Here is a 16924-nt window from a genome sequence, read left to right on the forward strand (position 1 = left end):
AACTTCTGTCTTTTGTTTTTCTCTTCTTTCTATGATACAATGGAAAAAATGAATTCAAAAGGAGTTTTTTATGACTTATCCAAATCTCTTGGACCGCTTCTTGACCTACGTTAAGGTCAACACGCGCTCTGATGAACACTCTACTACTACTCCAAGTACACAGAGTCAGGTTGACTTCGCAACCAATGTTCTTATCCCTGAAATGAAACGTGTTGGACTTCAAAACGTCTACTACCTTCCAAATGGTTTTGCTATTGGAACCTTGCCAGCCAACGATCCGTCTTTAACACGTAAAATTGGCTTTATATCTCACATGGATACTGCTGACTTTAATGCCGAAGGAGTCAATCCACAGGTAATTGAAAACTACGATGGTGGTGTGATTGAACTAGGGAATTCTGGTTTCAAACTCGATCCAGCTGACTTCAAGAGTCTTGAGAAATATCCAGGACAAACGCTCATCACAACCGATGGAACAACCTTGCTAGGGGCTGATGACAAGTCAGGAATTGCTGAAATTATGACTGCCATTGAATATCTGACTGCTCACCCTGAAATCAAGCACTGTGAGATTCGTGTTGGTTTTGGCCCAGATGAGGAAATCGGTGTTGGTGCCAATAAATTTGATGCAGAAGATTTTGATGTGGATTTTGCCTACACTGTTGATGGTGGCCCACTAGGTGAGCTTCAGTACGAGACCTTCTCAGCAGCTGGGGCTGAATTGCATTTCCAAGGCCGTAATGTCCACCCTGGTACTGCCAAAGGGCAAATGGTCAACGCCCTTCAGCTAGCAATTGATTTTCATAATCAACTTCCAGAAAATGACCGACCTGAGTTAACGGATGGTTACCAAGGGTTCTACCATCTTATGGATGTGACTGGTAGTGTCGAGGAGGCGAGTTCTAGCTACATTATTCGTGATTTTGAAAAAGATGCCTTTGAAGCGCGTAAAGCAGCTATGCAGTCTATCGCTGATAAGATGAATCAAGAACTTGGGAGCGACCGTATCACCCTCAATTTGACAGATCAGTACTATAATATGAAAGAAGTCATTGAAAAAGATATGACTCCAATTACCATTGCTAAAGCCGTTATGGAAGATCTGGGTATCACTCCTATTATCGAACCAATCCGTGGAGGGACAGACGGCTCTAAGATTTCCTTTATGGGAATCCCAACCCCTAATATCTTTGCTGGTGGCGAGAATATGCACGGTCGTTTCGAATACGTTAGCCTTCAGACTATGGAACGTGCAGTTGATACCATCATTGGTATCGTAGCTTATAAAGGCTAAAAAGACGAGGTAGCTCAGCTACTTCGCCTTTCTGTTTATTCTGCTGGTTTTTCTTAGTTTCCAGTACTTGTTGCAGATTATGCTGTTTCATTTTCTGAAGTTGATTCAGCAGGTTTAGAATCTCTTGCGTTGCTCGGTTTGTTTTCGTCGCTAGCAGTTTCACTGTTAGATTCCGTAGCTGTTGATGTTTCTGTTTCGGTACTTGTCTTATCACCATTTGCTTCAGCATTTCTTGCTGGACTTGTTTCTTCACTTGCGCTAGCTTTTGACTGGATTTGGTGATTCAAAACTAGAATAGCTTTTGTCAATTCAAGTAAAGCTGCTTTGTCTTTACTCTTAGCAGAAAGTTGATCTAGTAATGCATCCACTTTATCAAAGTCCGCATCAGATCCATTATTACTTTCTAAATAAGAGTGAAGCGATATGAGAATATCGTAGAGTTTTTGATAGAGTACAAGTGTCTGAGGATCTTGCTCTGCATTTTCCTTTTCTTGTTGAAGGGCACTAGCGATACGAGTCAATACATCTTTTACCTGGCTGTTTACTTCATCCAAGTCTGCATCAGCCTTGTTTGTAGCAGCTTTGAGATTTTCTACTTCTTCTGCCAAGGATTGTCTGATTCCTTCTTCTTGGATTTGCTCCAAGAGTTGATTTGCCTTGTTCAAAAGACTTTCTACTTCTTCCTTGCTATCTGTCGCAGATTATTGGTTGCTATCTACCATGTACTCCTAAAACAGGAGAGTTATAATCCAAGATTACAAGGCCTTACAGAAATAAGAAATCCAGATAAGACAATGTTCGTCCAAGACGCTATTCGCTTCGCACAGCAGCACGGATTCAATATGCTTTAATTTTAAAGTTTAGGTGTCAAGACCTCTTTTTAGTGTGCCCAAAATTTAGAGAAGTAATCAATCAACTAACTTTTATTTTTTTCAAACTTTCAGTAAACTGTCCTAAGGCTAACTCAATCTGTCTTTGTTTGATTGGATCCTCTTTATAGACGTTTCGACTTTCAGCAAGAAGTTGATCTACTTTTGCTAAAACTGTTTTCTCATCAAAGGCCCCAGGCTGATAGTTGGATTTCAGGGCTGGAATCTTGTTTTTCAAGGCTACTTCATATCCCTTAGTTTGCACCTTGATGTAGTGATTGTGGTCTCCGTAACTCATGACAAAACCTGATTCATCTTCAGCAATAATACGATTGGCATCAAAGCCGTGTCCACCTTCTTCATGTTCCTCATGTGAAACACTAGGATTGGCTGCAAGAGACGGCGAAGGTGCTACTAGACCATTGTTTGGAAGAGTCGGTTGCCCAATTACGGTCGATTTTGGAATGTAATGGAAATGATCACCATGTCTTACAATATAAGCTGTTGCTGTTTCCTCGACAATATCTTTAGGATTAAAGATATAACCATCAGATGTTGAAGAGATAGGCTTATTTGTAAGTAATGAGGCATGATTCAAAGTAGATGGACTACTTGAAAGACTTCCTAGACTAGACGCTGCTTCATGAGGTTTTTCATTTGTAGAGACCGTAGAACCAGTTCCGCCTATAGGCACCATTCTAGCAATCTTTTCTTCTAAAGGAGAGAGTTTGCTGTAAGGAATAAAGTGATAATGGTCGCCATGCGGAATCGCAACTCCATTTGGCGTACGACTGATAATCTTAGCAGGGTCAAAAACCAGACCGTCTGATTCACTGTAACGTTGGTCACTAGGTGAATCGTAGAGTTCTTTCAATAGACTTTGGAGATTTTCAGCTTTGCTTTCTGGCTTGCTAGTTGATTCTTTCTCTATAGCTTGATTAGTATTATCACTAGCTGTTGAAGAATAGCTTAGCTGACTTGGTTGCGTATTTTTGCCAGCTAAATGAGCTTTTGCTGCTGCTAATTCACTAGCAGACAAATCACTTTTTGGAATGTAGTGATAGTGACCTCCGTGAGGAACGATATAAGCATCACCCGTATCTTCGATAATATCAGCTGGATTAAAGACATAATCATCATCTGTCGTATAACGTCCCTGAGACCTTGCTACAGCGACATCTGAGCTGACCTTCTCATTATCTTTGACATGTTCTTGTTTTTGACGATTGATTTCATCTTTGGTTCGAACATTATCAGCATGAGCTGCATCTTTCAGGTAGACATAATATTTTCCATCGACCTTGATGATATAGCCACCCTTGACCTCATTAACAATATCAGCGTCTTTAAGTTGATAGTTTGGATCCTTCATCAAGAGTTCTTCACTAAAGAGGGCATCATAAGGAACTTTCCCATTATAGTAATGATAGTGGTCACCGTGTGACGTTACATAGCCCTGATCTGTAATTTTGATGACAATTTGCTCAGCCTGAATTCCTTCTTTCTGGCTAACCTGATCTGGTGTCAAGTTTTCACTTTTCTGACTTGACTGACTGCCATCCACATAAGAGACACGATTATTGTCCTTATTTTCCTGCGAACGATGCTGGTTTTGTCCATAGGCACATAGACTCAAGGATACGATAACAGCTGATCCAGCTGCTATATATTTTTTACTGAATTTCATAAATCCCTCATTTCAATAAATGATGAAACTTTTTCTTAACTTCTTTTTTCTCGGTTAAACAATTTTTCTAAACCGCTTATTTAACCATTTAATTAACCAGTAAATAGTTTACTATTTAAAATTATAGAGAAATGAAATAAGAATAGGACAAATTGATCAGGACAGTCAAATCAATTTCTAACAATATTTTAGAAGTCAAGGTGTACTATTCTAGATTCAATCTATTATACTTCTGTCAAGTTTCTGTTACTTTCTTCTAAAAAAGAGAAGCAACACGAAAGGTTACTTCTCCATAAAATATGCTTCATTCTTTTTACTACTATATAGGAGTCGGTTGACTCTCTTTTAACAAAGCCAAGAGCCTATCTAATTCTGCTGAAATAGTGTTACTGTCTTTCGTTCCGAAAAGAAGACTGCTGTTTAGACCAGACAATGTCTCCATAGCATTTTGGCGAGTACGAGAATCTGTTACTTTTTCTAGCAAGGTCTCCGCCTCTGCTATCTTAACGTCAATAACAGAACGCTCTACTTGTGGAACTTCATCCTCATCTGTAGTATCTTCAGCTTCTTCCTCTGTCTCTTCCGCATCAGTGCTTGGTCTATAAAGATTATCTGCTGAAGGATTTAAACCAGCGTGATTCTCTTTTTCATCAGATTCAGAATGAGTTGGCTCACTTACTTCATCATGTTCCTTATCTTCATCAGGTTTACCGTTTTGGTCTGCCTTATTTTTACGAACATGGTCGCTAGCATTACCCCAACCATTATCTGAATGAGGACGTTGGTCAGGATGTTCAACGTAGTATTTCACTGTCGCAAATAAATCTTCTAAGGTATAGCCTTCAGGAGCTGAGTAAAGTCCTTCATCAAACCATGCAAACTTAAGGTTATGATAGTGATCAAAGTGAGGAATTATAAAGTGACCATTTTGTACAGCTACAGTATACTGTAAATGATTCGGTATTTTTTCTAATGGTACCTTTTTCTCAGCTTTTACGCGGTTATAGATAGCTTCTGTCCCTGTTGCCTCTGGTTTTGCTTCTGTTGCTTCAGTAGAATTTGGAGCTTGTAAGCCTTTTTCTTTAGCATAAGCCTGAGCTGCTGCTCTTTCAGCTTCAGATAAGCTGTCTTTTTTAATCCAGTGGCTATGGTTCAAGTGTGGAGTGACGTAGGCATTTCCTTCATCACTTTCAATATCATGCTCATCAAAGATATAGCCATCCTCTGTTGTATATTTACCTGCTAATTTCGCTAATTTAATTTCATCGTCTGTATAGGCAATTTGAGCATTTGGTTTGCCAAGTCGCTCTGGATGGGTAATTGGTGCTAGGAATGCCAATAAATCATCTACCAATTTTACTTTATTAGAAGATTCATCATTCAAGCGCTCTGCTAATTTGTCTAAAGTTTGGAAATCAGAAACGCGACCTTTATTTTCAGACAAGGCTTTATGAGCCTGGGTTAACAGATTGTAGGCTTTATCATAAAATTCTTGGTCACGAGAAGCGACATTTTCTTTTTTAGCAACTAGAGCATGTGTCTCTTGAGTTTTCTTAGACAAGAGATTTTCAATAGCATCAATCTTATCCTTAGCCAAGTCTTTAGCAAAAACATAGTGACTGACACCAGCAATTTCCACAACATATCCTTCCCCAACTTTTCTAACAACCTGTTCTACTGTAAAATCAGTTTGTTTTTTCTCAGTTGATGGTTGAGCTTGCGGTTTTGGTGCTGGTTTCAAATAATTCATTCCCGGCAAGACTGCACCATTTTGTCCCTTAATAGCTATCATACGAGCCAATTTTTCTTCCAAAGGTGACATTTGTGAATAAGGGATAAAGTGATAATGGTCTCCGTGCGGTACAGCAACACCATTAGCTGTACGATTTGTTATTTGTGCCGGGTCAAATACTAGTCCATCCGATTCTACATGGCGTTCTGATAAGGGTTTAGCATACAATTCACGTAAAAGGCTTGGAATGTCTTCCCCTTGATTTTGATGATAAGTTGGAGTGACAGTCAAATTGTGGTTCTCTGACAAGCTTGGTTGAGCTGGATTTGCATTATGACTAGAACTTGAAGAAGGACGAGACCCCTGCTTCCCATTCCAATAGGCTTGGGCTGCAGCCAATTCTCCTGCAGACAAATCACTCTTAGGAATATAGTGAAAATGATTTCCATGCGGTACAACAAAAGCGTCACCTGTATCTTCAATCACATCTGTTGGACTAAAGACATACCCATCATCCGTTGTATAGGCTCCTCCAGTTGCTCTATTCGGTGCCTGCGTATTGAGATTAAAGTTTGCTTTAATGGCTGAACTTGGTTTCGCAGGACTGCTTGGTTTCGTATTATCAGAATGCTTTTGAACTGGCTGACCTCCAATTGGTAGATTTCGAGCCAATTTTTCTTCCAAGGCAGACATTTGCGAATAAGGAATGAAATGGAAATGATCTCCGTGAGGTACTGCCACACCATTTGCAGTACGTTTTGTAATCTGTGCTGGGTCAAATACTAATCCATCAGACTCCACATGACGTTGGCTAAGTGCCAAAGCGTACAATTCTTGAAGGAGACTAGCTAAATTCTCATTTTGACTCTCAGGAGTTGTTGTAAGATTTTGAGGAGTTTCAGATGGACTCGTTCTCACACTAGATCTTGTTTCTCCCCTGCTAGAACGATATTCAACCGTACTTAATTGACCGCCTTTTCCAGATAAGAAGGCTTGGGCAGCAGCTAATTCACTGGCAGACAAATCACTCTTAGGAATATAGTGGAAGTGATTGCCATGAGGAACAATATAGGCATCGCCTGTATCTTCAATGATATCAGAGGCATTAAAGATATAACCATCATCCGTTGTATAACGTCCTTGGGCTCTGGCTGCAACTACCGCCTGATTGTTTGAACCGCCACCGTGATTACTACTATGTTCCTGCTTCTGACGTTTAATCTCTTCTTTTGTCCGAATATTATCCGCATGGGCCGCATCTTTAAGGTAAACATAGTATTTACCGTTTACCTTAATGACATAACCACCCTTGATTTCATTGACAATGTCTGAATCCTTCAACTGATAATTCGAATCTTTCATGAGGAGCTCTTCACTGATGATGGCATCATAAGGAACCTTGCCATTATAGTAATGATAATGGTCTCCATGAGAAGTCACATAACCTTGATCCGTAATCTTGATAACAATTTGTTCAGCATTGATTCCCTCTCTCTTACTGACTTCATCTGGTGTTAAGTTCTCTGCCTTTTGACCAGCCTGATTACCATCTATATAAGCAACTCGATTAGACTCTTTCTTAGCCTGACCAGCTTGGTAACGACCAAGTTCATAGGAACAAACACTTAGGGCAAGAACTGCCACTGAACCTGCTAGATATTTTTTATTGATTTTCATTTTTTCCTCACTTTAATTCTTCTGCTAGAACACTTATATTTTCTTCAAGATTTTCTAAATAGGTCTTGTCATTTTGTGGGTCTGCCTCTAAAGGATTCAGAGTTTTAAGACCTACACCTGTTGATTTGACAAGAGTTTCAGCTACTTTTGAAGAAGCGTTACTTTCTGTAAAAATCGTTTTAACCTTATAGGTTTTAACAAATTCCTGAATTTCTGTTAGTTGTCTTGGACTTGGTTCTTGTTCCGGAGAGATACCTGCAATACCAAGTTGATTGAGTCCAAATCGCTTAGCTAAATAAGAAAAGGCTGTATGTTGTGTTACAAATGTTTTCTGAGTCGCTTTTTCAAATTTAGGCTGGAATTTCTTAGTCAATTCTTGAGCTTTTTTGATAAAGGCTTGCGCATTTTTTTGGTAAGTTTCTTTATGCTCACTATCCGCCTCCGAAAGCTTATCAGCGATAATCTGAGCTTCTTCGCCAGCTTTTTCAGGATCTAGCCAAGTGTGAGGGTCATAGAGCGTTTTTTCATCAACTCCATCCCCTGCTTCTACATCTTCTAGCCCTGGGACGCGGTCTAAAGTCATTCCCTCTGAAGCCTCTAAAACCTTCACTTTGGATTTTTTTAGATTGGGATCTAAACTTCCTGCCCAAGATTCGAGCGTATGTGAATGGTAAACAAAGACATCTGCATCATAGATGGCTGCGATATCATTTGCCGAAGGTTCAAAGGAGTGAATCCCACTACTTGACTGAATCATCCGAACATCATTCAAGTCACCAGATACTTCCTTAACCATAGCATAGATAGGATAAAAACTGGTCACAATTTTCATCCCCTTTCCTGTCTGACTTTCCTTTTGACTACAGGCTCCTAGCAATAAAAGAAAGACACTTAACAAGACTAAAAATAAATTTTGTTTCTTCATGAACAACTCCTTAACTGTTTAATTAACTAGTAAACATTCTACTCCTAAAAACTTAATCTGTCAAGATATTTTTAGAAAAAATTTGAAATTTCTTTCACATATAAAAATCTGCTGAGTTTCAACAACTCAACAGACTTTTACTTTATTCTTCTATGGTAGAATGCTTATAGCCATAAGTGAAGTAAATAATACTTCCTACTAACAAGGCAACTAGGAAAGCAATCCAAGTTTCCATATTATACTGTAACATAAAGGATAAACAAATGATGATTGATAAAATCGGTAACAGGGGTACCAAGGGTGTTTTAAATTCCCCAGCTTTTGGCATCCCTTTTTCTTTCCGTAAGCGAATCAGGCCGTAAGCCAGCATGATTAAGTAGGCCAAGGTACAAATGTTTAAGAAGGCTGCAATACTAGCTAGCGGGAAGATTCCTGCTGCTACTGCTGAAGCTAGACCTGTTAAAATAGTAGCATTCTTTGGTACCTTGCTAGTCTTCGTTAGTTCTTTAAAGGCGGCAGGCATTAAGCCATCGCGCGCTAAACTGTAAATCATACGCGATAGGGCATAGGTCATCGAGATACAAACTGTAATCAAGGTCAAGATAGCCACTAATGACACATAGTTGGCTGCCCAACTGATCCCAACGCTACGAAGGGCAAAGGCAACGGCATCATTGACATTTAAATGACTATAGTGAACCACACCAGTCAAAACAAGCGTCACCAAGGCATAGAGAATGGTTACGATAGAAAGCGATAAGACAATCCCTCTAGGAATATTTTTTTGAGGAGTCTTGACCTCATCTACAGCCATAGAGATGGATTCAAATCCCAAAAAACCGAAGAACATCAAGGAGGCACCAGCCATAATACCAGTACTAGCACCATAGATTTGTCCAAAACCATAAGGAGCAAAATTACTCCAATTATCAAGTTTGATATGCCAAATTCCTACTAAAACAAAGAGAGCTAAAGCCGAGAATTTCAAAATAACTAGAATAGAATTAAAGCGTAAGGCTGCTTTAGCATTGAGTAAAACAAGCGAGGTCACCAAGACCAAGACAAGAATAGGCAATAAATCAACAAATGTCCCTGCTTGAGGATTAAAGGTACCATTTAAAGGCTGAGGAAGGGCTATCCCGTATTGAGAGAGCAAGCCTTTAAAATAAGCTGCCCAACCCGAAGCTACGCCTGATATGGCTGTCATGAACTCCATCATGGTTAACCAACCAGCCAACCAGGCTGGGAATTCTCCTAAAATAGCATAGAGATAACTGTAGGCACCACCTGTAGCAGGTACTCGTGAAGCAAATTCTGCAAAAAAGAGGGCTGATAATCCCACACACAAGGCAGAAATGACGATTGAAATCACTAGGGCTGGACCAGCAAGTGTGGCAGCTGCAGTACCTGTAATTGTAAAGATGCCTGTCCCTACCATGGCTCCGATACCCAGCAAAATCAAATCCCATAACTTCAAATGCCTGTGCATCTCCGTTTTATCCAAACTTACATTCTTTGTTCTAAATATATTCATATTTCTTCTCCAAATAAAATGATGATTCTATTTTACCATAAATATAGGAGATTTGTGACTATTTATAAAATATTTTTCTAAAAAAAAAATCTGACTACATCTTGTAATCAGATTTTTATCGATTCTAGTTCATTTCTTTAAATGCTGCTTCTGCATCCGCATTACTGATAGCACCAAATTGAATCTTTCCAATCTTTCCTTGACTATCAATTAGGTATTCTGTAGGAATGCTTCGAATTTGATAAGCTTGGAAGGTTGTTGCTTTAGTATCATAAAGAACTGGGATATCTTTATATCCTTGTTCTTGGAACCATTGTGGGAATTGATTAACAGTTTTTTCACCTTGAATTCCTGGTGCAATGACAGTAAGAATTTCAAAATCGCGATCTGGTTTTGCAGCTAATTCCATCAACTCAGGCATACTTTTCTTACATGGACCACACCAGGAAGCCCAAAACTTCAAGTAAACCTTTTTACCCTTAAAATCAGATAACTTGACTTCTTTACCATCCATGGATTGCAAGGTGAAGTCTGGAGCATCTTTCCCAACAGCAATTTGCTGTACAGGCGTTTCTTGTTTTGGCTGTTGTGGGGCTTGAGTTTTTTTAGTTTCTTCCTCACCACAGGCTATCAATACAACTAATGACAAGAGACTTAAGCCAGCAAACATTACTTTTTTCATCATTTTCTCCTTTATTCAAAAATTCCAGCTAGAACATTTACTTGTCCTAATAGTAACAAAATTCCCATTAAAATAATGAGGAAACCACCAATTTTCTTCATTAGCATCATATGACGTTTGATTTTACTAAAATAAGGCATGACTAGACCTGAAGCTAGAGCCAAGACCAAGAAAGGAAGAGCCATCCCCAGAGTGTAAATAAGAGTATAGATAGCACCTTGCCAAGCTCCATTGCCTCCAGAAGCCGCAAGCGCTAAAACAGAACTTAAAACTGGACCAATACAAGGCGTCCAACCAAAGCTAAAGGTAATACCGAGTAAAAAGGCTGACCAATAACGATTGGCTTCTGATTTCTTAAAAGTAAAGCTTTTTTGAACCTCTAATTTCTTAAAATGAAAAATTTCCATCTGGTGAAGTCCCAAAATGATAATAATTGTTCCCATAACATATCGAAACCAATTTGCATAGAGAATATGACCAAAGTAACCAGCACCAAAGCCTAGAATAAAGAAAATGAGTGAAATACCTGCGATAAAGCAAAGTGTTCGAATCAAGCCTGACCAGAGAACCTTTCTCCCAAATAAAGAAAAGCTTTTTGCGCTTTCCTGATCATCCAATAAAATCCCAGCATAGACTGGCAGAAGAGGAAAAATACAGGGAGAAAAGAAGGACAAGACCCCTGCTAAAAAAACGGAAATTGAAAATACTATCGTTTCCAATAAAGAACCAACTTTCTTAAGATTTCTAATCCTATTTTACTATATTCAATTTCATTTGTATGCTTTCTGCTACGCAAAATCGTATCGGGCACTACTGGACCAATCTTTTCTTTTGCTAGTCAAGGCGGATCTTATCCCCCAAAATAGCCAAAAAGCAACGACAAGGGTTACTCGTCGCTGCTTTTGTGAACGAAAATGTCTTTTAGATCTGACATTTCATAAATCAAGTTTTACTTGAGTTTGGCAAGGATTACTTTAAGCTCCTCTACTAGTTTAGCTTCTGTCTCTGCTGAGCCATTTTCCTCTTTCACGAAATCAAGGGTTTCTTGGAGAAGGTTTTGGGCTTTAGCAAGGACTTTTTTATCTACTTTTTCTGCATCTAGCTGTCCAAGAACTTTTGTCAATTCCGTGCTTAATTGCTGGATTTCTGACTCTTTCTTACGGCGAACCAACCAGAAGGCAATCACACCTAGAAGGGCGAGTAGACCGACTACAATCACTCCTGCTGGAACTGAGTTTGTTTCAGTCATCTTATCTGAATCCTTACTATCTTCCGTTCCTTGTTTGGCATCTTTCTTGTCCTGTGCAGGCTTGCTGTCGCTAGCATTTGCTTTCACATCTTTGAGAGAGTCCAAGGCAGCCTTCACAGACTCTACTGCAGTACGTAGACCTTGCTCTGTCAAGGCACTATCTTCCAGAGCTTTTTGAGCATCTAGGAGGACCGCCTTGGCTGCATCGATTTTCGGATTAGATACTGTTGCCAAAGCTTTCAAGCGTTGGTCTAACTCTTGAGTCAAGGCACGAAGTTCAGACTTGTCAACTTGCTCTTGAGCTGGAGCTTGCGTGCTCGTTGAGCTAACTGAAGGACTTGCTGCCGCTCTAGGTGCTTGAGTCGGAGCTGGAGCAGGACTTGCAGGTTGACCCGAAGCAGTTGGTTGAGACGGTTGTGGAGCTGGCTCAGATGGAGCTGTTGGAGTCTCAGTAGCTCCTTGGTCTGGCTGAGTAGGAGTAGATGGTTGCGATGTTACGTTATACGAATCGGGAATTGGATAATATCGTTTTGATGGCAAGCTGACTGGTGTTGAAGAAGCACTAACTTCACTATTACCATGTTTAGCTGTCGCACTTACTTGAGTTCCTGCACTAGCCGCATTATGGGAAATTGTAACAACACCACTTACTCCATCAATGCTGACACCTGATTTTGTTGGTGTTAGGCTCCAGCTTGACCCTGATTTCGTAGCTACAACTTTGTCGCTTCCAATGCTAATTTCTACATGGTCTGCATTCGCACTTGGTGTTACCGTTACATTGGCATTCGCTTCGCTAGAGGCAACTGTTGGTTTTTCAGGTGTTGCTTCTTTAGCTACTGGTGCTGTCGCTCTTCTTTCATCACTAAACCAGGAACCACGTTCTCGTGGATTACCATCGTTTACGTTATTATTTACTTCGATAACAGTGAGTGCTCTAAATTTATCTGTTCCTATCTTATTAACTCCAGACTTATAATCAGACTGGGTAATAGTAATTTGGCGTGCAGAACCATCCCCATCATTATTAGGAGATATATCTTTAGAGGCAAGTATATTATAACCTTCCGGATAAGCTAATCCATCCGTACTCCCTCCATAATTAGAAATATCCGAACCTCCGGTTACCAAATATACTTTCATCTTTGCGCCATTAGGTAATTTAGGAACATAAGGAATTGTCACATCAATATTAGGTTTTTCATTAGCTTTACCTGCTAAGCTCGGGACACTTGCATCTGTACTATCATTTGGTGTATTAATAGTCGGCTTCTGAAAAGGGAGATAGTATCCAAATTGTGTCGTCTGACTACCGCTTGAAGTAGTTACTGTTACATTCAATAAATACTGACCCCTGCGCGGAGTAATTCCGTCGAAAGTCAAAGATGCTTCACTCCCATCGACAGAAGATTCGACCTTTAACCCCATGTTTTCATGACCAGTTACAGATATGCTAGTAATTTTCTCATGATTTGATTTAGCACTAATTTTCAAAATATTACCAAATACTCTATCTCCACCTGGTACTACTAGTATATTAGAAACTTCTATTTGTTTACGTACTGCATTCCATCTCCCAATTGTTAATCCTGCTATATTCCGTCTTTTTCTTACATGAACTCCTCTTTCCTCAGAATTTTCCTCACTATCATTTTTTGACATCATCACTTGATTACCATCTAGTAACTTGTGAGCTTTTTCGACAAGTTCTCCAGAAATCTTTCCGTCGTCTGAAAGTCCTAACTTTTCGTTGATAGTATCTGCTAAGTTTTTAAAAGCTGCTGCCGACTCAGGATTGGATTCTTTCAATCTTTTAGATGCATCTATCAATTTATCATATAACTGATCCCCATCTTCTTCTTGAGATTGATCTATCTTATCTTCTCTATTAGCTTCTTCTTTGATAATTGAGGATTTTTCTTCCAACTCTGGTTGTACTTCTTTTTTATCTTTTTCTACCTCGGACACAGTAGATAATTCACCAGATACAGGTTTAACTACACCATCAACTTTTTCATCACCTTTATTCTCTACTGTTGACTTAGCTTTTCCTTCACTATCTTTAGATGAAGTTCCTGGCTCTTTTTTTCTCTGTCTCTTGAGTGTTTGGTTTAGCTCCTTCTTGTTCTACGTTAAGATTTTGATTGCTTGTATCTGATGGCGGTAAGACAGATGGATTCCCAGTGTTGCCATTTCCATCCTGACTGACCACTTCTGTATTTACTTCCGCCGCCTGGACTTCTGTCGCTGGATTAGCTATAAAAAAGACAGACCCTAGCAAGACTGAGACTGCTCCAATTGAAAACTTGCGTATAGAAAAGCGTTGACGCTCATTCATTTTAAACTGTTTCATAGTTTTTCCTTTCTTTCTACCCTGTCTTTGCTCCTCTAGCCATGTTCATGCAGGCATCAACTCGCAATAAAAACAGGAAAACATGACCTTTTTTCATCTTAAACAAATGACAAAAAGGCCCATTGTCTACTAATACTTCATTATATCAACTTAGTTCCCTTCCTTCAACCTCACTTTGTTTTAGAAAATCGATGATTATATATATATATATATATATTTCTTATTTTAAAGGATTTAGAGGCTCCTTATTTGTAAATTTAGTATATTTTTCGTTATTTTCAGAAATTTTAAATTTATATGACATTCAAAAGAAGCTGTTCGTCTTGCTATCTATCGCCAGCAAGAACTATCCTAGACTCAGCAAATAAAAAAACAGGCTCTCCGAAAAATACTTACCTATCACGGAAGGAATAGTTGTTCCTCTTTTTTATGACTAAAATTCAAAGAATTCCAGAGCTTTTTTCAAGAGCAAATCCGTATATTCTGGATCTTCTTGGGCTACTTCTATTTCCCACTGAACTTTTTCCAAATCATCTGTAATCACTCCATCTACTCCTAAGTGAAGAGATTTGCTGATAGCTTCTGAATCATTGACAGTCCAGACATAAAGTTTCTGGTCCGTTGTCCATAGTTTGCTTACAAAATATTCATCCAAGGTCGAGTACTCCATAGTATATCCTGTCGCCCTTGTTTTAGGAAAGACAGAATTGTAGGGCATGATAAAATAAACTGGCAGTTCGGCATCATACTGTCTTACTTTTTCAACAACATGGTAGTCTAAAGACTGGATTTGATGTCCATAAATCTTGAGCTTTGCAGCATAACGGGCTAAAAAGCGGTCCATCATGTCTGGACTATCTTTTTTACTGGTTTTGATTTCAATTAGTAATTTTTGACCAAGTTCGTTGGCTCGACTGAGATAATCTTCAAAGCTTGAAATTTTAGTCTGGTAGCCATTTTCAAAAATATCAATCCCTTTAAGCTCCTCCAAGTTTAAGTCTTGAGGACTTTTATTGATACCTGCTAGATTTTTCAAGTTACCATCATGCATCATGACAAACTGCCCATCTTTTGTTTCCTGCACGTCCGTCTCCACCAAGTCTGGTTTGAGTTGTGCTGTAGTTTCTAAGGACTCTACTGTATTTTGAATCCCATTTGCATTGGAAACCCCTCGGTGAGAAATAAGCTGAGGTAGATGAACCATGGGAGCCTCCAGATAAATATAACCTTCTAGGGCAAAGAAAAGACTGGCACAAGTCATGACTCCCCATCGCATGATGTGATCTTTTTCTCTCCTAGGAAGCATATCCAGCTCCTTTCCTGTCAAAAATGAAACAAATTTAACCAAAAAGTAAGTCAGAGCCATATAATAAAGATTTTTAATCACGACAAAATTCAAAATACCAAGAATCAGAGACTCTCTCTGAGTGATGTCATCTACCAAAGTTTGAGCCAATAACAAAGGAATCAAGGGAAGATAAAATAATAAATTTGCCTTGAGCAAGATGTAAAATAAATTCCAAGCATAAAAAGCAACTCTTTTCTTGGTTTTCTCCAAACTAAACATCACTGCTTCTCGAACAGTCAGCTGATCATATACAATCTTCGGAAGGGCAAACATCAATCTGACAGAGACATAGAGAAAGATAAGAGATAGAAGTAGGATGCTCAGCCACCACATCCAATATTTATCTTCTAAATAATCTTGGATAAACTCTGGAATGACGATCTTATTGAGATAATAAATCTTCAGCATTTTCCGTATAAAAGGAAAAAGCATAGCTATATAGAAAAAGATAAACAAGGCTTTGGCGCAAGTTAGCTTTTTCATAAATCCAAAACTTTCATGGAAAACCTTGCGGATATACTCAATTAGCCTTCTCTTTTCATGATAGAGGAGATGACGAGCACCAATAAAGAGGAGTCCTATTTGAAAATAAGCAACCAGAAGGTTAATGATAATCAAGGCTAAAAAAGCTAGACTAATCAATGGAGAATGAGTAAGGATGGCTAAGACATTGTTATAGGAAATAAAAAGATAACCTGTCTGATCTAATAAGAAGCTAGCCAACCATGAATTGAATGGTACCCACAAATACTCCACTATCATAAAAATCAAGAAAAAGAGAAAGAGGATTTTATCAAGATTGAGGTAAATCTGTTTAAAACCCAATTTTTTAGGTTTTTCAGGTTTCATAGGCACTCCTAGTCAAATAATTGAGACAAATCCAAGCCGCCAAAAGGATTGTTTGATAGGCTACTTTCTGTTTCTAACAATTCTCTAGCTTGATCTGACTCTAGGAAGGACTCGTAAACACGCGCCGTCATCCGAGCATCCTCTAAGCTATTATGAGACTGACCTTGAAATCCAAGAAATGAGGCAACAGTTTGCAATTTGAGATTGGCAATGCCATGTAAATCTGAACTACGACGTTCAAAGGCTTCATCATACAGATGCTGGGTGTAGTCTAAACCATGCTCTGCTAGAATAGGCAAATCACTTTTAGCAGCATTGTAGCCTACCATGGGTAAAGAACCCACAAACTCTTGGAAATCTTTTATAACTTTCTCCACTGGTGGAGCATCTTTTAGAGTCTCAGCTGTAATTCCCGTCAATCCATTGATAAAACTCTTTAGAGGCACACTAGTATGGACATAGGAATCATAGGCATCGATTTCCCGACCATCTCTAAAACGCACTGCCGATACTTGAATCAAGTGTGTTTGTCCTTCATGCTGATTAAATTCTAAGTCAAAAGCAATATAATCTTCTAATCGTTCCATTTTCTACCTCTCCTATACTGTTATTTTATACTCTTCGAAAATCTCTTCAAACCGCGTCAGCTTCGCCTTGCCGTAGATATAGTTACTGACTTCGTCAGTTTCATCCGCAACCTCAAAAACATGTTTTGAGCTGACTTC

Annotated in this window: 10 protein-coding genes and 4 pseudogenes; 2 read left to right on the forward strand and 12 right to left on the reverse strand. The window is 39.0% G+C overall.

The genetic code is table 11. The features are described from left to right. The first annotated feature begins 70 nt into the window (after positions 1–70). Positions 71–1294 (forward strand): peptidase T, encoded by a 1224-nt coding sequence (gene pepT / locus HT703_RS06130; RefSeq protein WP_023935952.1) that lies wholly within the window; start codon positions 71–73, stop codon positions 1292–1294. A gap of 77 nt (positions 1295–1371) precedes the next feature. On the opposite strand, the pseudogene HT703_RS06135 reads toward pepT, so the two are convergent. After that, a pseudogene (locus tag HT703_RS06135) lies at positions 1372–1983 on the reverse strand (HIT family hydrolase); the annotation flags it as partial. Between HT703_RS06135 and HT703_RS11990 the strand changes: the two are divergent. Next, a pseudogene (locus HT703_RS11990) lies at positions 1981–2145 on the forward strand (IS110 family transposase); the annotation flags it as partial. The pseudogenes HT703_RS06135 and HT703_RS11990 overlap by 3 nt on opposite strands. Before the next feature lie 289 nt (positions 2146–2434). Here HT703_RS11990 and HT703_RS06145 read toward each other — a convergent pair. The 11 genes and pseudogenes from HT703_RS06145 to HT703_RS06195 all read right to left on the reverse strand — a co-directional run. Further along, positions 2435–3850: pseudogene (locus HT703_RS06145) on the reverse strand (pneumococcal-type histidine triad protein); the annotation flags it as partial. 319 nt (positions 3851–4169) lie between these two features. After that, entirely contained in the window at positions 4170–7259 is a 3090-nt protein-coding gene (locus HT703_RS06150; RefSeq protein WP_054392863.1) for a pneumococcal-type histidine triad protein, read from the reverse strand. 7 nt (positions 7260–7266) lie between these two features. Continuing rightward, a complete protein-coding gene (gene adcAII, locus HT703_RS06155) occupies positions 7267–8184 on the reverse strand; it encodes a zinc-binding lipoprotein AdcAII (protein ID WP_000744536.1) in 918 nt (305 codons plus the stop codon). 142 nt (positions 8185–8326) lie between these two features. Further along, positions 8327–9718 carry an amino acid permease gene (locus tag HT703_RS06160; RefSeq protein WP_001020307.1) on the reverse strand — a complete coding sequence of 464 codons (1392 nt, stop codon included), beginning with the start codon at positions 9716–9718 and terminating at the stop codon, positions 8327–8329. Positions 9719–9842: 124 nt separating this feature from the next. Next, positions 9843–10400: a thiol-disulfide oxidoreductase-associated lipoprotein SdbB gene (gene sdbB / locus HT703_RS06165; RefSeq protein ID WP_000757366.1), complete on the reverse strand. Its 558-nt coding sequence runs from the start codon at positions 10398–10400 to the stop codon at positions 9843–9845. An 11-nt stretch (positions 10401–10411) separates the two neighbouring features. After that, positions 10412–11119 (reverse strand): thiol-disulfide oxidoreductase-associated membrane protein CcdA2, encoded by a 708-nt coding sequence (gene ccdA2 / locus HT703_RS06170; RefSeq protein ID WP_014017248.1) that lies wholly within the window; start codon positions 11117–11119, stop codon positions 10412–10414. Between the two features lie 230 nt (positions 11120–11349). Further along, on the reverse strand, positions 11350–11766 hold the full coding sequence (locus HT703_RS06175; protein ID WP_025170644.1) for a transmembrane domain-containing protein: 417 nt from the start codon (positions 11764–11766) through the stop codon (positions 11350–11352). A gap of 27 nt (positions 11767–11793) precedes the next feature. Next, positions 11794–11991, reverse strand: a pseudogene (locus HT703_RS06180) (hypothetical protein); the annotation flags it as partial. A gap of 1720 nt (positions 11992–13711) precedes the next feature. Then, positions 13712–14002, reverse strand: a complete 291-nt coding sequence (locus tag HT703_RS06185) for a YSIRK-type signal peptide-containing protein (protein ID WP_007284790.1) — start codon at positions 14000–14002, stop codon at positions 13712–13714. 433 nt (positions 14003–14435) lie between these two features. Then, a complete protein-coding gene (locus tag HT703_RS06190) occupies positions 14436–16199 on the reverse strand; it encodes a glycerophosphodiester phosphodiesterase (protein ID WP_172929979.1) in 1764 nt (587 codons plus the stop codon). Between the two features lie 8 nt (positions 16200–16207). Then, positions 16208–16786 (reverse strand): 3'-5' exonuclease, encoded by a 579-nt coding sequence (locus HT703_RS06195; RefSeq protein WP_172929980.1) that lies wholly within the window; start codon positions 16784–16786, stop codon positions 16208–16210. Between the last annotated feature and the right edge of the window lie 138 nt (positions 16787–16924).

It is taken from the genome of Streptococcus sp. 3874 (assembly GCF_013276425.1).
In the GTDB taxonomy this organism is placed as follows: Bacteria; Bacillota; Bacilli; order Lactobacillales; family Streptococcaceae; genus Streptococcus; species Streptococcus pseudopneumoniae.